Raw genomic sequence first — 22,302 nt, forward strand, 5'->3', positions numbered from 1 at the left:
CAACAAAATGTGTAATAAAATAAGTTATGAACCCTAGCGAAGATAGAAATTATACCGAAAACATGATCCTTATTTTGTCAGCGACCGTGCGTGCCCTCGGTAGTGTTCTGGCAAATAATTCTGAAATAGTCCTGCATGATTTACGTCATCCCGCTTCTTCAATTGCCGAGATTGCAAACCCACAAGTCACGGGCCGTAAGAAAGGGGATTCGGTATTATCGGGGATGCGAACCGACCCTGCTTTTATCAATGTGATGGAAGTTAAAAACGAGCCGGTATCTTTGCTGCTTGACTATGAGACGTTCAGTCACGAGGGAAAACCACTGAGAAGTAGTACAGTGCTGTACCGTGACCAGGCAGGCAGACCTTTCGCAGCGCTCTGTATTAACGTTGATAATTCGGGAATCGAGCAGGCGATTACGCTGCTTCAGTCTTTTTCAGGGATAAAAGCACAGATCTCCGCGCCTCCTCCACCCGATCCTGCCACTGAACATCACCATGACAGTATCGAAAACTTAATGCATGAAATTATTGGCAGTACGACCGCGGCAAGTCCAGGTAATAGTCGTAGCGACATGAAACGCGCCAACTTAATGGCAGTGAAAAGTATGCAGGAAAAAGGGATATTTCTAATTAAAGGGGGGGTCGAAAAAGCTGCCGCAGCACTCGGCGTGACACGCTACACCATTTATAACTACCTCGATGAACTTAACAATGGAGATGAGCCCCCCGCTCATACTAAAAGCTAATGAAAAAATACCCAAGTTCTCTGCCTTTTCCCTTTTCTCAGGCCGTAGAAGCCAATGGCTTTCTTTTTCTTTCTGGACAGGTCTCGATGAATGATAGGGGTGAGCCGGTTCAAGGAACAATAGCGGAACAAACGCAGCTTATTTTTGAAAACATTGCCAAGACTTTACAATCTTGTGGCTCCTCCTTCGACAATATTATCCGTATCACCGTCTGGCTTTCCGATATGGCGCATTTCTCTACTTTTAATAGTGCCTATTGTCGCTACTTCCCTAATGGCTTCCCAGCCCGTACCACTGTCGTAAGCCGCTTAGCGTTCGATCTGGACGTTGAAATGGAAGTTCAGGCGTTAGCTTGATGCCGATTAATCTTTTTGGAGTCAATCATGCCGTTACATATTAATACACCCTTACTGGAGTCACTGCCTTTAAGCCGTCTGAATCACACTCGAGTCTGGATGAAGATGGAAGCCATGCAGCCATCAGGATCCTTTAAGATTCGTGGTGTCGGGCACGCTTGCGAGCAGCATTATGCTCGGGGGGCAAAACGTTCTATCTCTTCTTCTGGAGGCAATGCTGGGCTAGCGGTCGCGTACGCAGGACGTCAACTTGGTGTTCCAGTCATAGTTGTGGTCCCTGAAACGACCTCTGAGCGGGCACGACATCTATTACGCTTAGAGGGTGCCGAAGTAAGAGTGCAGGGAAAAACCTGGGCTGAAGCAAACCAAATGGCCTTATCTCTGCTCGAACAGAATGATGCCTTTATCCACCCTTTTGATGACCCATTACTGTGGGAAGGTCACGCTTCGCTAATCGATGAAGTGCTCGCCGAAGGCGTACGTCCTGACGCCGTCATCCTCTCTGTAGGAGGTGGAGGCTTACTGGCAGGTATCGATGAGGGGCTTCGCCGCAACCAGCTTGATATTCCTATCTATGCTATCGAGACAGAAGGCATGGCATCTTTTAATGCTGCCTTAGCTTCGGGACAGCCCACAACACTGCCTGAACTGACTGGCGTGGCAACATCCTTAGGTGCCCGCCAAGTTTGCCAGCGGGCGTACGACCTGACAAAGCATAGAGAGATTATCGCTCTCACGGTAAATGATAACCAGGCAGTCCAGGCATGCTTATCTTTTTTAGATGATCACCGTACACTGGTTGAACCCGCCTGCGGAGCCGCTCTCGCCGCCCTCTATGAGTCAAAAATAGCGCTTAATACCATGAGCAATATTCTGGTCATTGTCTGCGGGGGGTCGACGACAACCTCTACCGCTTTACAAGGATTCAGAGGGTAGCGCTAGGGTTAACCCTCAGTGGTAGTTGGGACGGTAGCCGATTCACCGTCCCTGATGACAAGTGGTAATAGATTATCTGCACAACTATTATCGTATGGCACCGTTCTGGGGAGTGAGCTGGGGCCTAGATTTATATCAAAAAGGATCACCACGCGCCGTGACCGCTTACCTAAAAAGCGTGGCAAGTAAGAGAATAGGATGCGATAGATAAGATAATTTCTCTCCCAGTTTAGGCAGCGCTTCAACTATGATTCCTTTATCGCAACTGACTATCTTTACTTCCTCGGCGATTAATACCCTTAGCGCCAGACTGTTGCTTATCTTTCATTTCTTGGCAATTGACACAATAAATCACTCCGGGTAAGGCTTGACGGCGAGCGAGTGGAATAGGTGCATCACACTCAACACAGAACTCTGCACTTTCACCGTGATAAAGCTGGCTCCTCGCCTGTGCAATGGCATCCTCGACCGTATCGTCAATCTGTTTTTGTACTGCGCCATCTTCAGCCCATCCGCCTGCCATAATGCCTCCTAAAGCGTTGTTATCAAAAATAAGTATAGATGAAGGAGGATAGCTTTGCTGGCAGCGACTATTTTCGAAATAACCTACTGCTTAGGGAGTAATTTTGCGGTCATATGCACGCCATTATTAAAATAGGATTCAGTAATTTTGTAAGAAGCCCCCGCTTGCTTTGCCTTCGCGGCAACTAAGGCTTCAGCCTCATCGATTGTTGACGCACAGGCAGTGACATTTTGCGCAGCAGCCCCGAAGGAGATAAGACCAAAGGTAAAAGTAACAACAATTTTTTTGACGATATTCATAATTTAAATTCCTTAATTTACGCTAGCTCGAATGAGGACCTGCCTCGATGCTGGCTATATTAACCAGCATAATAAGGATTGAATATCGAAAATAATTGCCATTCTCATTCAAAAAATCAGATTAAATTAACGTCATTACTTGCTCTCAATAAGTCAAGCTTAACCCGAACGCAACTTCACCTAGAGAGTAAAATCCCTTATTCTGCGTTGGCTAATTAGGTAACGACTGAGAGTGTCATGGCGAGTATTGTTGATCATTTTATTGCCCCACCCTGTGAAGAATCGATAGAGATCCTGTATCAAGATGATGCGCTAATCGTTATTAACAAGCCAAGTGGATTATTGAGTCTTTCGGGGAAGAATCCTCAGAATTGGGACTCGGTACACTATCGCCTCGTTCAACAGTACCCGGGATGTCTGCTGGTGCATCGCCTCGATTTTGGTACCTCTGGTCTGATGCTAGTTGGCTTAAATAAAATGATCACGGCAGCACTTAGCCAGCAATTCAGTGAACGGTCTGTCGATAAGACGTATCACGCACTACTTTGCGGTCATCTTCCCGAAAATAGCGGCGTGATCGACGCCCCGATCGCTAAAGACCCTCAGCACTTCCCACTAATGAGAATCGACGCAACAACTGGTAAACCGGCCCAATCGCATTTCGAGGTGGAACAACGCACTGAGTTTACGTTAATAAGCGGCCATTCACTGCCGGTAACGCAAGTAAAATTATCGCCACTGACTGGACGAACACATCAGCTACGGCTTCACTGTCAGCATTTAGGATTTCCCATTTTAGGCTGTGACCTTTACGGAGGTCGTGATGATTCAGAGGAAGGGTCACATCCGCGTCTCATGCTACACGCCAGTGTCCTGCGTTTTCAGCATCCTCTTTCTGGGTTATCCATGACAATTGAGAGCCCACTGCCCTTTACACCCTTCTGATAACAACAGAGATTATAATGAATCATTATTTCCAAGAAGTGATTGATGCCCACCACCTTATCAGTGATGTGCTAGGTGGACACGATGTTAGCGGCGATAAACGTTTACAGTTACTCGCTCGATTCAATCCTGCATTTACCATGGTAGCGCCCACCGGGGCGATATTTGACCATCAACGACTCGTCGACTTTTTCGAACAACAACAAGGGTCACGTCCTGGACTGACTATCTCACTTTTCGACTTTGTCCTGGTCGCTGAAGACGAAAAAAATACGATCGTTACCTATAAAGAACGGCAAGACTTCCCAGATAAGCCCAGTAGCTTACGCTATTCCACCTTGGTCTTCACCCATGAACAGGGCAAATTAGCGTGGCGACATTTACACGAAACATTCCTGCCTTTATAAGGTTCGGGTCGGATGGAATAAGAATGGATAATCGATGGTAGGCTATTACCACGATTATCTATTGAGAGGAGTGTGTAGAGGGTGGCACACATTAATTAAAAGAACTGTCCATTTAGGGTTCAGCCATTCCCTTATACCAACAGTCACTTTTCAAAGTGACACGATGTATTTTGAATAACCCCATAGATTTATTATAATCTTGAAATTTTGAAAAATTAAAATAAAAGCGTAACTAGAAATAGGCGCGCCCATTAAATTTAACAACCTGTTAATGAAAATCCTATGATTTTATTTTTAAAATATATAGATAAATGAAAATATCCCATATATATTAATATATTAAGCTGTTACCTTGTCTGTTTTTCTTATTAAATAAGGTAAGTTTTATGGATAGTAAGTTAGTGATAAACTCCATTTTAGAGGGAATAGCCTCTTTACCCAATGATATTTACTTAGGAATTGAAAGAACGTTACAAGACTTAGCGCTTTTATCTGGTGGCCAGAAACTCCAACAACGTAATATCGATGATGACAAGAGAATGTTTAGAGCCCTTGAAAAAATCCATGATAATAGGAATTATCTCTTTACCATGGCACAACTGATCATTAAAAACTCATTATCTTATCTACCCGATACTTTATTGAAAGAGATCGCAGGAAGATTCTTTGTCACTTCCGTCTCCCTGCTATCAAGGCAAGTAATACTATTAGTGCTCTCAGAAAAGATTGCACACTCCTTACTAAAAGGTATCGTCACCGGTGCACTGACAAGATTGACCGTAAGACTGGGAGTTGGTTCATTGACGGGGGGGGTATTAATTCAGGGATTACTTTCCCGTGCAGCGGAATCTTCGAGACATTTAAAAGTTAAACACCCTAAGTTATGGATGGAGTTATATAATCTAGAGCTCGATATGCTGTATTTTTTATTTGATAAACCTATCTCCCGTTATCGTTATTTTAGTAATAAGTTTTCAGGAAATTATTTATCGGAGTGTAAACGATGACATCAAGATTAATTAGACTATTTCGAAAATTTATCTCCTCAATTCTAATGACCACTATTATTACCTTCGTGTCATTGTTGTCAATTATTTCATTAGTTCTTTTCAAGGGTTTTGATCGAATTATAATGCTTCTGTTAGTATTTTTCTGTGGCCTCTTTTTTTATTGGCTATCTTGGTTAATTACATCGAAGAAAGATAGGGAGTGAAAATATTATATAACTAATCACCACCCTATAATACAAAGTACCTGATTAAAATCTCTTCGCAGAATTATGCACCATACACTCTATTAGCTCTCAGCCTTGTACGGTAAACTCAATGTATTGAGATCTGTTTCTGTTACTTATAACGTTAATCTTTTACGAGCTATACAGAGTAAAATTAGGCTTATCAACGTTATTATCGAAGTTAAAGTGTAAAGTATACTCAGGCTCCAATGCGCTAAAACTCCTGTACCTATTATAGCCCCTAAGCCCACAGCCCCATTGAATATGGCAGCATAAATCGCTGAGGCAGGTAGAGCATCTTCCTTTGCTACTCGTAAAATCCAGGTCTGAAAGCCTACAAATAATATCGCTACACCAAGGCCCCAGCCTGCCAAAAGGAGTAATATGCTGGCTTTGTTATGGAACATTGGAAAGCTAATCATTAGTAAGCAAAAACCTACCAACAACAATCCAACGCCAAGCACTTTCCTCAAGTGGTTATCGATGAATACCCCACAAATAATATTACCTATCACTCCTGCAATACCAAATATGAGTAGATAAATAGTAATCCATGTCTCTGGCAGGGCAAATACTGATGAGAGAAGCGTCTCGATAAAAGTGTAGGCAGCAAAGTGCGCGACAATACTGCAACCGGCAATCAGGTAGACAATTCTTAGTCTCGGATTTTTAACTACCGATAAGAGTTGTCTTCTTTCTATCGGAGCTGTACCCGATACTGCGGGTAGGCTTATCGCCAGCATTATCGCGGTAATAATAGATAGACTCGCTAAAAGCGAAAATGACCAACGCCAGTCAGCATGCGCACTGATCCAATTTATCAGCGGAACCCCTAAAACACTCGCGATAGATACTCCGCCAAAGACAATCGCAGTCGCTTTGCCTACATGACTATCTGAGACCAACTTAGCACCTAAGGACCCAATGACGGCCCAGAATGCCCCATGAGCGAGGGCACCAATCAGTCTGGCTATTAACAACAAATTAAAGTGATGACTCATTGCTGCTACGCCATTCGATAGGCCCAATACTAACATTATTCCGACTAACAATGGTCTGCGCGGTAAATGACTAATCATCGTCACGGAAACTAACGCGGCAGCAGCTCCCACCCAAGCATACAAGGTCACCAAGACTCCCGCCGTACTCGTCTTCTGATGCAATGCTTGGGCTATGGCAGACAACATCCCTATTGGCGCGAGTTCAGAAGTGACCACCGTAAATGAAGCGATACCTAGCATAAAAACAGCTACCCACTCACGCCAAGTGGTAGAATTTGCCGGGCTCATAGAACAATCCCCTGCAAATCTTCAGTTGAATAGTGTTCCCTGAACGCCTGAAATCCTGGTAAGGCCTGGGCTACCCGCTCTATCGTCAGCATGACGTGTGCGGTCTCTGAATTATTGACTAGGTACGTTATCTGCCTCGTCCTCAAATCGGAAACGATCTGACGCCCCTTTCCTAATACATAATTTTGCATAGTGGTTATCTCTTGGTTAATCGTGAGATAAACAGTATATTTTCCGTAAAAAGGGATATCTATGCACAAAAAACCAAATCAACTTTCCGAAAATGGAAAGGTAAAAAATCGGTCGTCTATTAATTGGGAAGATACTCGAGTGTTTCTTGCCATTGCCAGAGAAGGCACCTTAAGTGGCGCGGCAAAACAATTGACTGTGGGCATTGCCACGATATCTCGTCGTTTGGAGCGCTTAGAATCATCACTGCAAATTCGTCTATTCACTCGCGACCAACAGGGCTATACCCTCACCGACGAGGGTCGGGACCTTATTTCTCCAGCTGAAGCGTTAGAGCAAGCCGGCATGGCATTTGCTGAGGCAGCATATCGTAATCACGATCACGTGAAGGGTCACGTGCGCTTAGCGACCGCCCAAGGGTTGGCGGATTATCTGATTACCCCAGCTTTACCGAAACTTATCGCCGATCACCCTATGTTGACGCTGGAGATCGTCACCAGTGTATCCACCACTAACCTACATCGGCGTGATGCGGATATTGCCTTAAGAATGGTAAGACCAGAGCGCGGTAATGTGAGTATTCGTCAACTTGGGTTACTAGGGTTCGGGCTTTACACTTCGCACGCCTATTTAACGGCCCGACAAAATCCCGGTACTTCTCTCCCCTCCTTCGAACATGACGATTTCATCGGTTGGTCAGAGATGCAGCAACACTTACCCGCCGCGCAATGGTTAACAAAAAGAGTAAAAGGTAGGCCTCATCGCCTGACGACGACCAGTTTATCGGCACAAATCAGTGCTGCGGAAGCTGGAATTGGGTTGGCAGTACTTCCTCATTTTATTGCTAAAAAAAGAAATTTGCTCTGTGTGCAGCAAGATGTCGGTTGTGACCAGCCTATCTGGCTGGCAATTCATTCAGATTTGGCGAAGTCACGTCGGGTCAGAGCGGTGGTGGATTTTCTAGAGGGTCTGATAGCTGAAAATAAAGAACTTTTGTCGTGAAAAAGCCACTCAATGTTTGAGAGGCTTTTTTTATAAATGCGGTTTACAACATCAGCTATTAATAAAGTTTAAGAGATCTTTATTGACTTGTTCCGCATGAGTAGTAGGGATACCGTGTGGAGCCCCCTGATAAGTAAGAAGTTTTCCATTTTTGACTAAAGCTGCAGACAACTTACCTGAAATATCGTAAGGGACAATTTGATCATCATCACCATGTATAACTAGTACAGGAATTGAAATTCTTTTAAGGTCTTCAGTGAAATCAGTCTGAGAGAACGCCACTATGCCATCATATTGAGCTTTAGCCCCCCCCATCATACCTTGACGCCACCAATTATAGATGACTGCCTCAGAAGGTGTAACACCTTCTTTATTAAACCCATAAAACGGGCCAGCTGGGACATCGTAGTAAAACTGACTACGATTTGCTAATAATTGCTCTTGCATACCATCAAAAACAGATTTATCAAGGCCTTGAGGGTTTCTGTCAGTCTTGACCATTAGCGGTGGGACCGCGCTAATTAAAACAGCCTTTGAGACCTTATCCTCACTATGCCTAGCAATATAACGTACGACTTCACCACCGCCGGTTGAGTGGCCAACGTGCACAGCACCTTGAACCCCAAGATGTTTGACTACTACAGCAACATCATCGGCGTAATGGTCCATATCGTGGCCATCGTAAACCTGACTTGAGCGGCCATGTCCACGTCTATCATGGGCGATAACACGGAAACCTTTATTCACGAAGAAGAGCATTTGTGAATCCCAATCATCGCTACTGAGTGGCCACCCATGATGGAAATAAATGACTTTTCCGTCTTTTGGTCCCCAATCTTTATAGAAAATCTCTACACCATCATGGGTCGTTATATAGCTCATATAACCTCACTATACTTGAAGAATTATCGTGAATGCAGTAGTAAATACAGTATAGAACATTCAACTTAAGCTATAGCCTGACAGTCTAGTAGTGAGCGCTAACTCGATGTATTCGCATCACTCAACTATTTTAGGAACGCTCTCAGTTCTATTACGATATTCAAATATTATTATCCCCATGGACCAGTTAGCACTCTGGAAGTCGAAACGCTTTAGACTCGTTCAATAGTTTTGCGCTTCCCCCCAAACGCCCCCATTTTCTGATATCGTCAACTGCGGCAGACCTTTCCAATTATTTATTGCATTAAAAACCGCATTTGTTACTACTAATCGTTGCTAGAAAACACCGGGCAGAAAACAAAAAAAGCCCGCAATGACGCGGGCTTAGAGGTGTTTATTGCTTTTACATAGCTATTGCTAGACGTTAAATCATTCCCACTCAATTATCAATGAAAGAAAAATAAGATTAAATAACAGTTAGTTATAACGTCTATCTTGCTCGATACCACAATCTATACCATGCGGAGATTTTTTTATTTTTTCTGCTCATCGACGTTTATTCAGCTCAGGATCATGCTGAGAAGATTCTCGCATAACATGAGTTTAATCTTTAATTAAACATAAAAATCAGCTAGTTATATAAATTACGCACAACATCCATTTGAACTTCTTAGTAGATTCTAGCCACCCGTGCTGGCACATTTTACCGACCATGACATCTCTTGTATTTCATGCCACTGCCGCATGGACAAGGGACATTACGGCCAATCTTTTTGCTCTTGCGACCAAGGGAGGCTTGTTTTTCCTGTTCGAGATTGACCATACGTACAGGATTGGTCATTCTCGCCGCGTCTTCATAAATGTGGACGTTTTCTGCCGTTTGCTCTGTCGGTATGTAAACTTTGAAAGACCGCGCCTGGACATAAGTACCATCGGCACTAACTTCAGCCACAACGCCAATGATGTTAGTAGCCTTGATGCTCAACGCACCTGCGCTGGCCTTATTGTTCACCTTAGTCCAGTCAATTGGATGGCCATACCGTTGAAGCCATACGAAGAACGGCACACCGTCCCCACCCAGAACAAAGTAACGAACGGGATGCTGAATCAGTGTTTTGCGAAGATCGGTCAGCATCTTGGCCAGATTATTCCGCCCTTCCTCTCCTAGGTCACGGATATGACTCTCTGCTGAAAGCCAACCGCTAGCTCGGGTGCTATCGAGTGCTCCAAGCAGCTTCAGAACCTCTTCCGGGAAGTTCTGACTTGGGAACGGCTTATTTTCCCACTCTTCACCTTCAAAGGCCCTGTCAACGATGTCACTCATGCCATCCCAGACAAGCATGTTCGCTTTCTCTTCCTTCAGCTGCTCGACAATATCCTGATCGAAACGATTCTTCTTAAGATAAGCACCCAAGTGATCGAACTCGTCGAAGATATGAGCTCCACGTATCCCAGCCACAGCTTGCCGCACTTCCATGTAGTGCATGAACTCGCCGGGCGTGGGTAGGAGTCGCTTGAGCACAAACAAATCGTCGATGGACAGTGAAATAAAAGCATACTTTCCAAGCAGAGGCTCAACCTGCGGTAGCTCCTTACAATACGTGGAAAAAGGCGCGAATGACTCGACGGTTAAACCGATAGGAACCATCACCCTGTAGTCAGAGCGACGCACACGGCAGCACTCTTCGTATTTGCCATCCACGAGGTGATAGAGGGACACTTCATCCGCCGAATTCATATAATTAAAGAAGCGCGCACATTGTTTATATGCCTTGAGTACTAAGTCCTGTACTGATTGAGCATGGCGGCCAAAATCAAGCGCCGGTGATGCAATGGTGGCAGCTGCACCAGCCTTGGCCTCAACTAGTAACAGCACATCATCGACCAGGATTAGAGTATCGTTTTCGGACCACTGCTTGCTATCAGGATCCTTGTAGTAAACCTCCTGGAGAACTGTGGCTCCCGGAAGCTGGGCATAGAGAATGTCGGCAAAGGCTGCTTCGCTCATTATTTTCTGCCGATCTTTAAAGACCTTATTGTAATCCGGCTTTCGCTGAAGGAGGTTAAATAGGAGCGCACGATACCCCGCATCGCGAGCAAAACAGGGATCTACTGCGTAGTAGTCCGGCCCAAGCTGAATTAGAGGTTTCTTACGTGCTGGCAGTGTCCGAAAGGGTGTCCCCTTAAAATCACCCGCGGCGAAGAAGTCAGTATCTTCTCCTCGCTGGTATGACAAGTCTGCTAGCAATGTCAGTGGCAACTTCGTGTGACGGCTTACATTGGCAATACCACCGCGAAGCATATCCTCCATCGCCCCTCGTGCCGCTTTGGACTGCTCCTCATGTTCAGCAACCCATGACTCCATACCGTCTTCCATAGACTTACCTTGCTCTATCGAAAAGGCCTTTGCCGCCTCAAACTGCTTCTTCATCTCCATAATTGCGTTGGCGTGCCCGGTACGAGTGGCGTCGGCCATAGCCTGAAAGCCTTCTGCAATATCGGTTGCACCAACACCGTACACCTCCTCCAAAACATCATTATGAGGTGCCAGAACATATCGATAAAACTCGCCTTCCAAAACTTGGTAACGATTCCCACGGATCATGACCCAAGTGGATTTCGCACGGAATTCAATGTCGGCCGTGTTAGGACCGAAGATGCCATCTCTGGTATCAGCGGAGGTGAACATAGCAAAGAACATGGCCTGGTCTCTTAGTTTTCGGCCAAGTTCAAACAGCTCAGCGCAACGTGCTTCGTCGAATTCCATATCCGCAGGTGCGGCATCAGATGCTAGAACAGCGTGAACATACTCCAGTAAAAACTGGATTTCATTAAACAAGTCATCGGGACCATCCTCTTGAACTTGCTTTTCGCTCCCAATTTGGTTTCCCATTGTTTTCATCATGTGCTGAGCATAGATGTATCCAAGCAGGTCATGCGGAGGCATTTTTACAATCAACTCACGCATTCGGGCAGCAATGGACTCCATATCCTTCAATAAAGAAGTTGCTTCCCTCTTTAGATCTTCTTCCATATTCATTTTTTATCACCCTGTTTTGAACTACTGATCTTTCGAGTACCAGAATGCCTACTCGTAAATAATATCAGCTCAGTCCTACATCTTGGCTTTACGCTGTTCACGATAATCAACTTTCTTATATATTGTCCTTAATCTGGTTACATTGAGGTTTCGAGCACTAACTTTAGGGGATAATTTTTGTTGGAATTATCCGTGGCGATTCTTCCCTAATAACAGGCTGTAAGCCTCGTTGAGCAAGAGTGCTTATGCATTCATAGCCTAGCACCACGCAATCTCAAGTCTTGCATGTCATAAGAGCTTAAAAATTTATCCCAATATCGAGTCAAAGTAAGTTGCACTAACTTTTGTTACTAAAAAGCCAACTTACGGCTCCCCCGATATCATATGGTTCCAGCTTCTTGACCTCTTTTTTTACAAGTCCTTGACCTACTATGCCCAATAGCAGATTATGAATCTAGTTGTGTATTTATGTTTATATGGAGATGCTCTGCAATATGTTTGAAGTGGAATTGAAGGCTCCTTAGCATAACAAGGATTTAGTATGTATTTCCAAAATATATTGCAGCTGCTAAAAAACACTGCTACTAACAATAGGATTACCAATGGCATTTGAAAATGTTAATATTGTCGGTTCGAGATGGATACATGAAAATAACTTTAAAATCTTAGATGTAGAAGAGTCTCACGCCTTAATAATGGCTGCTGGCTACTTAAAACATAATTCGCTTGAAGGTATTTATTTTAGAGGGCAAGGATTTATGTATCCGAACTTACGCCCCTCCTTGTATCGAAGTATTGATTCCGACTCTGCAAAATATAATCGTGAAACCAGGATGAATGCCAAGATAAATGAATATCGCGAAGCATGTAATATATTTTCTAGATTTGGTAATTATGCAGCCGAACCGCTGTTACAACATTATGGATTGCAAACGACTTGGCTTGATATCGTTGATAACATTTGGGTTGCATTATGGTTTGCATGCTATGAGGCAAAGTGTACTCGAGATGGTCATTTCATACATTTTCAAAAGAGAATAATTAATGATAATAATAAATATGCATATATTTATCTTATAGGTGCAGATTTAGATTATCGCACGAAGGCTAAACCTGGATATTGGCATGGTCCAAATACTGAGTTAGTTGATTTAAGAATAGCTGCCCCATCATATTTCTTAAGACCGCATGCCCAGCATGGTTTATTGTTTCGTTGTAAAGGTTCTGAGGGTAAAGGGCGTCCATTAGATTATTCTCAACAAATAAGAGGCATTGTAAGAATCCCGCTAGAAAAGGCATTTAACTGGTTAGGAAATGGGCACACTGTAGGCATTCACTCCTTGTTCCCTCCAGCATTTTATGATAATGGTTACAAAATACTCCTACAATCTGGAGTTACATTTGACCCTCGCGATAAAGTAATTGGCGTTGTTCATTCAGTGGGTGCTTAATTATTGACAAAGTAAAAAAATGGACGCTCAACAATTCAGCTTGGTATTTTTAAATTATTTATATGTTACGACATCGTACTTAGCGCTACTGTTTTCGATGTCATTAACAAAAGAGGTCGTATGAAAAAGTGCTATATGTGTGATTCTGAAGGAACTACAAATGAGCATGTTCCTTCAAAATGTATATTCCCTGAAAAAAAAGACATTCCTGATGGAGAGGATTATAAAAAAACCTTATAACTGTGCCTTCTTGTGAGCAGCATAATACGCAAAAATCAATAGATGATATGTATTTATTGTTTTTCTTAGCTGTAAATATTATTTCAAATGCACTTACTCAGAAGCAATTCAGCACAAAAATCATGAGAGCGATAAATCGGTCCCCCCATGTATTTATAGAATTCACCAAAAAAAGCACGCCTGTTATCTTAAAAGCACAGGATGGTGAAATTATTCATACCACCGCCATAGAAATGGATCGTGAGCGATTTGAATCTGCAATTAAACATATTTCCCACGCTCTGTATTACCATAAATTTAGAGAAACATTCATTCGTGACATTCAATTTATTACTAGTGGCTTGGTATATTTATCAAATGAAGATAGTGTTGATGTTAACAATAAAATTCAAAACCTTGGTCAAATGGTCGATAATTTTTTAACTAACGTGCCCTCTGAAGGTGATAACCCTGAAATATTTAATTACAAATCACCAAAAGAAGATGAGTTCAAACAAGTAATTATTCAGATTAATTTTTATTGTAACTTTAACGTCATTTCTATAATGAGGTACTCCTAATCTATATTGACAATGCATCACAGCAACTGACAAAATATATCGACATGTATCTTGTCAGTCCTCTTCACCATTACAAAGACTGTTTTTACACCTCATAACTTTAAGCCAATCAAATCACAAAGAGCGTGAAAATATATTCAAAATTCTTCGTGAATTGGCAGGCTAAATAATTCACAATAATAAATTTCATTTAATTCATGATATAAAAGACATTAATCAAGAATAAGAAAAAAGCTCGTGCGAAACTTTTAGCCATACCTGAAGTCCCCAAAAAAACGAGAACACGCAAACCAAGATGTATTGCACTGCCTATCACAACCAAGCTAATTTTAATGAAAAATCACATCACCAAAAGCATCAACAATAAAATAAAATTTAAATGAAAATAGTCAAAAATAAAATAGCAATTAATAAAAATTAAAAATTAAAAATTCACATCCTACCAACCTAATTTAAACAGCATTTTTTGTACTTGATTCCACTTCCACAGTGACACGGTTCATTTCGCGCAAGCTTCATCCGCCTACCTTCTCGTAAAAATTGAGGAAGAGCATCAATTATTCTAGATGCCGGCTTCATGTCATCAGTAAGTCGTTCCATTTCTTTAGACACCACCCATGGGTAATCCAACGTCACGCCGAACTGGACTTGCCCATTCGGACTTACAGAAACGCCAAACCATTGAGCTGCATGTTGCTGATACTTGCGTTTTGCACAGTGAGCTTCTAACACAGCAACCGCTTCATGAGATGCCCTTGGATTACAGTGAAAGCTGACTCCACAAGGTGGAGTGCTTGAGGCCAGAGTAACATCATGCCTCTTACCATCGAACTGAGCTTTCCTCATGATAGTTTCAAGTATGCGGTGAACATTTCTACAAGCATCTTCATTCATTGAAAGCAAGTGGAACCCGAGTTCAAGTATTGCCGGGTCTGCTCTATTCTCTATTTCTTTAATCAAATCCTCATAACGTGTTTCTCGCATTTTCGTGAGTATGCCTGCTGGGGTATAATCACCTTGAAGATTATCTCTGCGCACTAACATCGCCGCATCTAAATCTTGTGCTATAGAATCTTCAAGCATCACTAGGTCGTAATTTTCATCTAGCCAGAGATTCTGCTTAAGATGATAGCCAAGCACGGTTAGCTCGTGCCCACTCATCAACTTATCAGATATAGCCACTCTTAATTTCACATAGCTAAGAAAACGCAATGGCGTTGCCAGCATTTCCGTCAACGTATCCAAGAGGAAAACGTCCATTACGAATGGAGGGCGGATGACATTGGTGGTCTGGAATTTCAGTGACTGACTTGCCTGAAAGGCAAGTGCGGGATAGTGCTCCGACACAAGGCTGAACAAAAAGATATCTTTGATGCTAGTCGGAAGAGCTAAATCTTTCTTGTTGTCATCCACCAACCGGCATCCTCCAGCAAGCAGTTCATTCGCACACACCCAACCCTGATCATACGAATCCTGAATGGCGGCAGCGAAGTCGGCCTTTAGCTGATTATCGTTGCCTTTGCGTGCTGCGATAGTTAGCTTTTTAGCTTTAGCCTGCAAAACGATGAGTCGATCTCCGTATATGACAAGAACATCAACCTCAGCAACAATATCTTTACCATGATATAGGTTTACATTCGCATGAACATGTTCACTGCCGAAGACTTTAGATAGGCGGCGTGCAGCAATTTGTTCAGTAAAAGCTCCGCGATGCTCAGCAGCTATCGGGCGATATGCCTTGTCTTCCCACATCCAAAAGAATGGAGATTCGTATAATGCCTCGTAAATAGAGTAATGTGAAAATAGAAGCACAGTTCCATGCCCGGTAGGTATGAGCGGTCGGGCAGAGACCTCATTAAAATCCCCAACCTCCTCAAACCTATCGTTATGCCCTGAAAAGAGAAATGCAGAAAAGAAGGCTTGAACTATATTTGCCTCAATACCACTGTGGAATACCACTTCGTCTAGCGAGAACTCGAATACTGGCAACCAAGTCGTTAGAGAACCTTCATCTGCTAGAATATCCGCGAGAAGTTTCGTTCCCTTATCATCCATCAAAGTGCACATTGTCTTCGCTATGGTGCGCGCCTGACCAGAAGTGAAGCCTTTGTTTTTAAGCAGCCATTCATCATCCGCTCCAAACTTTTCTGGCACTAGGTCTCTATACTGGAAAGCATAAGCTGATTCTGTACCGTAAAAGATTGGTTCTCGCATCCCTGGTCCATGCCAAGGGTTTGGAGGCTCCTCTCCCTGCTTCATCGCTTCAAACATAGAAGCGAAGATTGGATAGGACATTGCGTTGTGAAGCTCCCGCATAAGCGTATCAGTACGCTGGACATAGCCATCAATTATAGCTTTCGGATGCTTGGTTAGGTCCAAAGGTCCTTTTACCATGAGACCAAGCAATGTCGTAAGCTCCGTCCGTATAAGGCGCTCACCACTGAACAATCGATCCATGTCAGATGGCTTTAGCGTTCCCTTGATATGAATGACGTTATCGCGATTACAAATTTGCGCAATCGCATGAACATATCCCGGTGAACAAGCTAATGCTGACAAATCCTCAAAAATATGGGCTTCGTCTCTCGGTTTTTCCATATTCCCCCCAAAATTATTTACATCATGGAAGAACGTTTTCTTCTCCCATCATACTCGTTGTTCAAGTTTGCAGCAGTTATCTGTCGAACAAAAATGGTAAGCTATGCTGAATCCCCGCTAAGCCTAACTTCATCTAACAGTTCATTAACATAATTTGGGTTGGCACGGAAAAATACCGCCATAGCTTCGTCATGTGATCTGTCTTTAATCTAACGAATCATCTTGGTCGAACGGTATCGACACATATTTTTATGGGTAGAAGCAATATCATCCTTATTTACGTATCAAGCATGTCCCACTCATCCCCTAGACCCATCGCAGGGCAGAGAGCTTCCCATTGATCCCCCCATTCAAGGTCGCTCCAAGGCCCAGTATCTTCATATTTATCCCTGACACGTTGAGCTGCAATTTTTGCTTGGTCGAGTATATCTTCGTGAATCACATCATTGCCGTAGCGTTTTTTGCCAGCGGGGACTACCTCTATATCACCATTATCTAGGTGATATACCATGTTCATATGGCGGTTGTACCAAACTTTATCGAAGAACTCGTCCATCGAAGACATGACTTCCTGAAGCCCACGAGTTTCGTCCTCCCATACAAAGCTATTCTCATAGTGAAATTCTTCAAGATCGAGAAGTTCCTCGATGGCAGAGCTTATGGCGTTAAAGAATAAAGTGCTGTTGCCGTCAAAAATATCTGCGAAATCGTCGTGTGAAAACACTCAGCATGGTATCGGGCTTAATCCATGGCATTACCAATGAATCATACCAATCAAAATACCACGGTCAAACCATGCTTGGCGTTGCCTGACATTGCCAAAAATAACTATACCAAAAACAAAAAAAGCCCGCGTTTACGCGGACTTAGATATGATTTACTGCCTGTTACTGCGAGACGTCTCCTGTTGGAAAATCATTCCCACTCAATCGTCGCAGGCGGTTTACCACTGATATCATAAACGACACGGGAAATACCGTTTACTTCGTTGATAATACGGTTAGAAACACGGCCTAAGAAATCGTATGGCAGATGTGCCCAATGTGCGGTCATAAAATCGATAGTTTCTACTGCGCGCAGAGAGACTACCCAGTCATATTTACGACCATCACCCATTACACCGACTGAACGTACAGGTAAGAAGACGGTGAAGGCTTGGCTAACTTTGTCGTAGAGTTTAGCTTTGTGCAGCTCTTCGATAAAGATAGCATCGGCGCGACGTAGCAGATCGCAATACTCTTTCTTCACTTCACCCAGTACACGTACACCAAGGCCTGGGCCTGGGAATGGGTGACGATAAAGCATTTCGAACGGCAGGCCTAATTCCAAACCAATTTTACGAACTTCATCTTTGAACAGCTCTTTCAGCGGCTCAACCAGTCCCATCTTCATCTCTTTCGGTAAGCCACCCACGTTGTGGTGTGATTTAATCACGTGTGCTTTACCAGTTGCTGAGGCAGCAGATTCGATAACGTCTGGGTAGATAGTCCCTTGCGCTAACCACTTCACATCTTCGAGCTTTAAGGCTTCTTCATCGAAGACTTCAACGAAAACGCGACCAATGGTTTTACGCTTAGCTTCAGGCTCATCGATGCCTGCTAGGGCGTCGAGGAAACGTTTTTCCGCTTCGACGTGGATGATGTTCAAACCGAAACGATCACCAAACATCTCCATCACTTGTTCCGCTTCGTTTAAACGTAGCAGTCCGTTGTCGACGAAAACGCAAGTTAAGCGCTCGCCAATGGCGCGATGCAGTAACAGTGCCGTCACCGAGGAGTCAACGCCACCAGACAGGCCAAGGATCACTTTATCGTTGCCCACTTGTTGACGCAGGCGCTCGACGGCATCGTCGATGATTTTAGCAGGCGTCCACAGGGCCTCACATTGGCAGATATCACGCACGAAGCGCTCAAGTAGCTGCTGGCCTTGACGGGTATGAGTTACTTCTGGGTGGAACTGTACACCGTAGAAACGCTTCTCCTCGTTCGCCATGATCGCAAACGGACAGGTTTCAGTACTGGCTACTGTGGTAAAGTCCGATGGGATGGCGGTGACTTTATCGCCGTGGCTCATCCAGACATCCAGAATCGGTGCCCCCTGCTCGGTAAGGCTGTCTTTGATATCGCGGACTAATGCGCTGTCTGCAACCACTTCGACTTGTGCATAGCCGAACTCACGCTCGTTGGAACCTTGAACTTGGCCCCCTAACTGCATAGCCATGGTTTGCATACCATAGCAGACACCTAATACCGGAACGCCGGCAGTAAACACATATTCTGGTGCGCGTGGGCTGTTATTTTCCGTCGTACTCTCCGGACCACCCGATAAAATAATACCGTTCGGATTAAATTCGCGGATTTGTGCTTCGGTCACATCCCAAGCCCACAATTCACAGTACACGCCCAGCTCGCGCACACGACGTGCGACCAGCTGCGTATACTGGGAACCAAAGTCGAGGATCAGAATACGGTGTTTATGAATATTTTCTGTCGTCATTAAAATTTTCCAGGCGATAGCGTTATGAAATGACGCGCCCGGCAATCGCCGGGCGCAAAATCAATCGGGATTATGACCCCATACGATAATTTGGTGCTTCTTTGGTAATAGTAACATCGTGGACGTGACTTTCCGAGATTCCTGCACCACTGATACGGACAAATTCTGCTTTGGTCCGTAAATCATCAATGGTTGCACAGCCGGTTAAGCCCATGCATGAACGTAGGCCACCCATCTGCTGATGGATAATCTCTTTAAGATGACCTTTATAGGCAACGCGACCTTCAATCCCTTCTGGCACTAATTTATCTGCAGCGTTATCGGTTTGGAAGTAACGGTCAGAAGAACCTTTAGACATCGCACCTAACGAGCCCATACCACGGTAGGATTTATAAGAACGCCCTTGATAAAGTTCGATTTCGCCTGGGGACTCATCAGTACCCGCTAACATGGAACCTACCATCACGGCTGCAGCGCCCGCGGCGATCGCTTTAGCGATATCACCGGAGAAACGGATCCCGCCATCTGCAACAACAGGGATACCCGTGCCTTCAAGTGCTGCGACAGCATCAGATACCGCAGTAATTTGTGGAACACCAACGCCGGTGACGATACGCGTAGTACAGATTGAGCCTGGGCCAATCCCGACTTTAACGGCACTCACGCCAGCGTCAGCAAGGGCTTTAGCACCTGCTGCGGTCGCGACGTTGCCGCCAATAATTTCTAAATCAGGGTATTTCGCACGAGTTTCACGAATACGTTGTAAAACACCTTCTGAGTGACCATGTGAAGAGTCAATCAGTAAGACGTCAACGCCCGCAGCGACTAATGCATCGACACGTTCTTCGTTACCTGCACCGGCACCAACTGCCGCGCCAACGCGTAAACGACCTTGAGAGTCTTTACAAGCATTAGGCTTACGCTCTGCTTTTTGGAAATCCTTAACGGTAATCATGCCGCGAAGGTGGAAGGCATCGTCTACCACTAAGGCTTTTTCGACACGGTTTTCGTGCATTTTTTGCAGGACGATTTCGCGCGCATCGCCTTCTTTCACCGTGACCAAACGCTCTTTCGGGGTCATGAAGGTGCTAACCGCTTGATTAAGATCGGTGACAAAACGCACATCACGGCCAGTAATAATACCTACTAACTCATTCTGTGCGTTAACTACCGGATAACCCGCGAAACCATTAATTTCGGTTAACTCTTTCACTTCGCGTAGCGTGGTGGTAGGTAATACAGTTTGGGGATCCGTGACGATACCGCTTTCGTATTTTTTCACCTTACGCACTTCTTCCGCTTGGCGTTCGATGGTCATGTTTTTATGAATAAAACCTAAACCGCCTTCTTGAGCCAGCGCAATTGCTAAACGGGCTTCGGTCACGGTATCCATTGCTGCGGACAGCATTGGGATATTCAGGCGAATGTTTTTCGTCAATTGAGTAGTCAGCGAAGCCGTGTTAGGCAGCACTGTAGAGTGGGCAGGAACCAGTAAAACATCGTCGAACGTGAGGGCTTCTTTTGCAATTCGTAGCATGGCAATATCTCAACCTAAGGTTAGTGAGAACGGATAAAATATTGCCGATGCATTATACAGGCGCATTGCCCTTCGCTCCAGCTTTATTTATCGAAAAAACTTGATAGTCGCCTAGAGAAGGTTAGTATTACGCCTTAACCCTCTGATTTAAAATTTGATCTTGATCACATGTTACCGACAGAAAACAGCACAATTTATTCCGTCGCTCAGCTAAACGGTAGCGTGCGACAGCTTCTGGAAAAGCAACTCGGCCGCATCTGGCTAAGTGCCGAAGTCTCGAACTTTAGCCGCCCCTCATCAGGGCACTGGTACTTCACCTTAAAAGATGATGCCGCTCAAGTCCGCTGCGCGATGTTTCGCGGTAGTAACCAACGCGTCACGTTCCAACCTCAAAATGGTATGCAAATTTTGGTCCGAGCCTCGGTGACGCTGTATGATCCGCGAGGGGACTATCAGTTAATTGTTGAGTCGATGCATCCGGCTGGTGAAGGATTGTTACAGCAGCAATTCCAAGCCTTGAAGCGTAAACTGGATAACGAAGGACTATTCGCGCAATCCCGCAAACGTCCGCTGCCAGTTCCGGCTACGCGGGTTGGTGTGATCACTTCCCCCTCTGGTGCGGCGTTACATGATATTTTACATGTCCTACGTCGACGAGATCCGGCGCTTCCCGTCGTGATATATCCCACAGCGGTACAAGGCAAAGAGGCCACTGCCGCCCTCGTTAACGCCATCCTCCTCGCCAATCAACGCAAAGAGTGTGATGTATTGATTGTAGGCCGAGGGGGAGGCTCCTTAGAAGACTTATGGTGTTTTAATGAAGAAAGCGTGGCACGTGCCATTGCTCAGAGCGAAATCCCAGTTGTGAGCGCCGTAGGTCACGAAACGGATGTCACTATCGCTGATTTTGTCGCCGACTTACGCGCCCCGACCCCTTCTGCCGCCGCGGAGATGGTGAGTCGTAACCAAGTCGAACTTGTGCGGCAATTACAAGGTCAACAACAACGGTTAGAAATGGCGTTCGACTATTATCATACCGGTCAGCAGCAACGCTTAACGGCGCTTACCCATCGCCTGACGCAGCAGCATCCACAGTTACGGCTCGTACGCCAACAGTCTCAGCTACAGCAGCAACAGCGTCGTATGCAAGATGCCTTACACCGCCAACTACAGCGCGCGCAACAAGGTTATGATGGATTAACTCGTCGTTTAAACCGCCACTTACCCTCAGCAAAAATTGCTCAGCATCAACAATCTCTTGCTCAACAACGTTACCGTTTACAGATTGCCCTACGGCAACAGGTTGAACAACGTAAGCAACGCTTTGGAAATCTTGCGGTACAGTTGGAAGCCGTGAGCCCACTCGGAACGCTAGCGCGCGGTTATAGTGTTACCACCGGTGCACAAGGTGAGGTCGTACGTAAAACGAAAGATCTGCGGGTGGGTGATAAACTTCGTACCCGCTTAGAAGATGGCTGGGCAGAAAGTGAAGTCCTCAATCTTAAGAAAACCCGTCGTTCCAGCGCGAAAAAAACCTCTTCTACCTAATAAAAAGGGCCACTCTTGGTG

General features: G+C 44.6%; 19 protein-coding genes. 10 read left to right on the forward strand and 9 right to left on the reverse strand.

Annotated features, from left to right (window positions below; genetic code table 11):
* The first annotated feature begins 26 nt into the window (after nt 1-26).
* From QJR74_RS10190 to QJR74_RS10200, 3 genes are read left to right on the forward strand one after another with little or no spacing between them, the layout of a single operon-like run.
* The gene (locus tag QJR74_RS10190) at nt 27-749 is read left to right on the forward strand and encodes a helix-turn-helix transcriptional regulator (protein ID WP_304371762.1); all 723 of its coding nucleotides are present in this window, start codon (nt 27-29) and stop codon (nt 747-749) included.
* Nucleotides 749-1,105 carry a RidA family protein gene (locus tag QJR74_RS10195; protein WP_304371763.1) on the forward strand — a complete coding sequence of 119 codons (357 nt, stop codon included), beginning with the start codon at nt 749-751 and terminating at the stop codon, nt 1,103-1,105. The genes QJR74_RS10190 and QJR74_RS10195 overlap by 1 nt, the downstream gene beginning before the upstream one ends.
* Nucleotides 1,106-1,132: 27 nt before the next feature.
* A complete protein-coding gene (locus QJR74_RS10200; RefSeq protein WP_304371764.1) occupies nt 1,133-2,041 on the forward strand; it encodes a serine/threonine dehydratase family protein in 909 nt (302 codons plus the stop codon).
* Between the two features lie 256 nt (nt 2,042-2,297).
* Here the strand turns inward: QJR74_RS10200 and QJR74_RS10205 are convergent, their stop codons facing one another.
* Together QJR74_RS10205 and QJR74_RS10210 are read right to left on the reverse strand one after the other, a co-directional pair.
* On the reverse strand, nt 2,298-2,564 hold the full coding sequence (locus tag QJR74_RS10205; protein ID WP_304371765.1) for a DksA/TraR family C4-type zinc finger protein: 267 nt from the start codon (nt 2,562-2,564) through the stop codon (nt 2,298-2,300).
* An 83-nt stretch (nt 2,565-2,647) separates the two neighbouring features.
* On the reverse strand, nt 2,648-2,863 hold the full coding sequence (locus QJR74_RS10210; RefSeq protein WP_304371766.1) for a DUF1471 domain-containing protein: 216 nt from the start codon (nt 2,861-2,863) through the stop codon (nt 2,648-2,650).
* 237 nt (nt 2,864-3,100) lie between these two features.
* On the opposite strand from QJR74_RS10210, the gene QJR74_RS10215 reads away from it, so the two are divergent.
* The 3 genes from QJR74_RS10215 to QJR74_RS10225 all read left to right on the forward strand — a co-directional run bounded on the left by QJR74_RS10215 (nt 3,101) and on the right by QJR74_RS10225 (nt 5,222).
* On the forward strand, nt 3,101-3,808 hold the full coding sequence (locus QJR74_RS10215) for an RluA family pseudouridine synthase (protein WP_304371767.1): 708 nt from the start codon (nt 3,101-3,103) through the stop codon (nt 3,806-3,808).
* 17 nt (nt 3,809-3,825) lie between these two features.
* Nucleotides 3,826-4,215: a DUF4440 domain-containing protein gene (locus tag QJR74_RS10220; RefSeq protein ID WP_304371769.1), complete on the forward strand. Its 390-nt coding sequence runs from the start codon at nt 3,826-3,828 to the stop codon at nt 4,213-4,215.
* Nucleotides 4,216-4,601: 386 nt separating this feature from the next.
* Nucleotides 4,602-5,222 (forward strand): hypothetical protein, encoded by a 621-nt coding sequence (locus QJR74_RS10225; protein ID WP_304371770.1) that lies wholly within the window; start codon nt 4,602-4,604, stop codon nt 5,220-5,222.
* Nucleotides 5,223-5,565: 343 nt separating this feature from the next.
* On the opposite strand, the gene QJR74_RS10230 is transcribed toward QJR74_RS10225, so the two are convergent.
* Complete coding sequence (locus tag QJR74_RS10230; RefSeq protein WP_304371771.1) at nt 5,566-6,738, reverse strand: MFS transporter; 1,173 nt, start codon at nt 6,736-6,738, stop codon at nt 5,566-5,568.
* 252 nt (nt 6,739-6,990) lie between these two features.
* On the opposite strand from QJR74_RS10230, the gene QJR74_RS10235 reads away from it, so the two are divergent.
* Entirely contained in the window at nt 6,991-7,929 is a 939-nt protein-coding gene (locus QJR74_RS10235; RefSeq protein WP_304371772.1) for a LysR family transcriptional regulator, read from the forward strand.
* Nucleotides 7,930-7,980: 51 nt separating this feature from the next.
* Here the strand turns inward: QJR74_RS10235 and QJR74_RS10240 are convergent, their stop codons facing one another.
* Together QJR74_RS10240 and QJR74_RS10245 are read right to left on the reverse strand one after the other, a co-directional pair.
* On the reverse strand, nt 7,981-8,811 hold the full coding sequence (locus QJR74_RS10240) for an alpha/beta fold hydrolase (RefSeq protein ID WP_304371773.1): 831 nt from the start codon (nt 8,809-8,811) through the stop codon (nt 7,981-7,983).
* A 703-nt stretch (nt 8,812-9,514) separates the two neighbouring features.
* Nucleotides 9,515-11,851, reverse strand: a complete 2,337-nt coding sequence (locus QJR74_RS10245) for a YecA family protein (protein ID WP_304371774.1) — start codon at nt 11,849-11,851, stop codon at nt 9,515-9,517.
* A gap of 602 nt (nt 11,852-12,453) precedes the next feature.
* On the opposite strand from QJR74_RS10245, the gene QJR74_RS10250 reads away from it, so the two are divergent.
* Both QJR74_RS10250 and QJR74_RS10255 read left to right on the forward strand, forming a co-directional pair.
* Nucleotides 12,454-13,302, forward strand: coding sequence for an FRG domain-containing protein (locus QJR74_RS10250; RefSeq protein ID WP_304371775.1), 849 nt, complete (start codon nt 12,454-12,456; stop codon nt 13,300-13,302).
* A gap of 242 nt (nt 13,303-13,544) precedes the next feature.
* Nucleotides 13,545-14,102, forward strand: coding sequence for a hypothetical protein (locus QJR74_RS10255; RefSeq protein ID WP_304371776.1), 558 nt, complete (start codon nt 13,545-13,547; stop codon nt 14,100-14,102).
* A 447-nt stretch (nt 14,103-14,549) separates the two neighbouring features.
* Here the strand turns inward: QJR74_RS10255 and QJR74_RS10260 are convergent, their stop codons facing one another.
* From QJR74_RS10260 to guaB, 4 genes are all read right to left on the reverse strand, one after another.
* A complete protein-coding gene (locus QJR74_RS10260; protein ID WP_304371777.1) occupies nt 14,550-16,700 on the reverse strand; it encodes an SEC-C metal-binding domain-containing protein in 2,151 nt (716 codons plus the stop codon).
* A 277-nt stretch (nt 16,701-16,977) separates the two neighbouring features.
* Entirely contained in the window at nt 16,978-17,424 is a 447-nt protein-coding gene (locus QJR74_RS10270; RefSeq protein WP_304371778.1) for a hypothetical protein, read from the reverse strand.
* Between the two features lie 191 nt (nt 17,425-17,615).
* On the reverse strand, nt 17,616-19,196 hold the full coding sequence (gene guaA, locus QJR74_RS10275; RefSeq protein WP_304371779.1) for a glutamine-hydrolyzing GMP synthase: 1,581 nt from the start codon (nt 19,194-19,196) through the stop codon (nt 17,616-17,618).
* Between the two features lie 70 nt (nt 19,197-19,266).
* On the reverse strand, nt 19,267-20,733 hold the full coding sequence (guaB, locus tag QJR74_RS10280; RefSeq protein WP_241626832.1) for an IMP dehydrogenase: 1,467 nt from the start codon (nt 20,731-20,733) through the stop codon (nt 19,267-19,269).
* 168 nt (nt 20,734-20,901) lie between these two features.
* Between guaB and xseA the strand changes: the two genes are divergently transcribed.
* Entirely contained in the window at nt 20,902-22,281 is a 1,380-nt protein-coding gene (gene xseA / locus QJR74_RS10285) for an exodeoxyribonuclease VII large subunit (RefSeq protein WP_304371780.1), read from the forward strand.
* The last annotated feature ends 21 nt before the right edge of the window (nt 22,282-22,302 follow it).

It is taken from the genome of Tatumella ptyseos (assembly GCF_030552895.1).
Lineage (GTDB): Bacteria > Pseudomonadota > Gammaproteobacteria > Enterobacterales > Enterobacteriaceae > Rosenbergiella > Rosenbergiella ptyseos_A.

Bases quoted from the DNA above. Each gene is read 5' to 3' on its own strand.
- QJR74_RS10190 (WP_304371762.1), top strand. From the start codon at position 27: ATGAACCCTAGCGAAGATAGAAATTATACCGAAAACATGATCCTTATT.
- QJR74_RS10195 (WP_304371763.1), top strand. From the start codon at position 749: ATGAAAAAATACCCAAGTTCTCTGCCTTTTCCCTTTTCTCAGGCCGTA.
- QJR74_RS10200 (WP_304371764.1), top strand. From the start codon at position 1,133: ATGCCGTTACATATTAATACACCCTTACTGGAGTCACTGCCTTTAAGC.
- QJR74_RS10205 (WP_304371765.1), bottom strand. From the start codon at position 2,564: ATGGCAGGCGGATGGGCTGAAGATGGCGCAGTACAAAAACAGATTGAC.
- QJR74_RS10210 (WP_304371766.1), bottom strand. From the start codon at position 2,863: ATGAATATCGTCAAAAAAATTGTTGTTACTTTTACCTTTGGTCTTATC.
- QJR74_RS10215 (WP_304371767.1), top strand. From the start codon at position 3,101: ATGGCGAGTATTGTTGATCATTTTATTGCCCCACCCTGTGAAGAATCG.
- QJR74_RS10220 (WP_304371769.1), top strand. From the start codon at position 3,826: ATGAATCATTATTTCCAAGAAGTGATTGATGCCCACCACCTTATCAGT.
- QJR74_RS10225 (WP_304371770.1), top strand. From the start codon at position 4,602: ATGGATAGTAAGTTAGTGATAAACTCCATTTTAGAGGGAATAGCCTCT.
- QJR74_RS10230 (WP_304371771.1), bottom strand. From the start codon at position 6,738: ATGAGCCCGGCAAATTCTACCACTTGGCGTGAGTGGGTAGCTGTTTTT.
- QJR74_RS10235 (WP_304371772.1), top strand. From the start codon at position 6,991: ATGCACAAAAAACCAAATCAACTTTCCGAAAATGGAAAGGTAAAAAAT.
- QJR74_RS10240 (WP_304371773.1), bottom strand. From the start codon at position 8,811: ATGAGCTATATAACGACCCATGATGGTGTAGAGATTTTCTATAAAGAT.
- QJR74_RS10245 (WP_304371774.1), bottom strand. From the start codon at position 11,851: ATGAATATGGAAGAAGATCTAAAGAGGGAAGCAACTTCTTTATTGAAG.
- QJR74_RS10250 (WP_304371775.1), top strand. From the start codon at position 12,454: ATGGCATTTGAAAATGTTAATATTGTCGGTTCGAGATGGATACATGAA.
- QJR74_RS10260 (WP_304371777.1), bottom strand. From the start codon at position 16,700: ATGGAAAAACCGAGAGACGAAGCCCATATTTTTGAGGATTTGTCAGCA.
- guaA (WP_304371779.1), bottom strand. From the start codon at position 19,196: ATGACGACAGAAAATATTCATAAACACCGTATTCTGATCCTCGACTTT.
- guaB (WP_241626832.1), bottom strand. From the start codon at position 20,733: ATGCTACGAATTGCAAAAGAAGCCCTCACGTTCGACGATGTTTTACTG.
- xseA (WP_304371780.1), top strand. From the start codon at position 20,902: ATGTTACCGACAGAAAACAGCACAATTTATTCCGTCGCTCAGCTAAAC.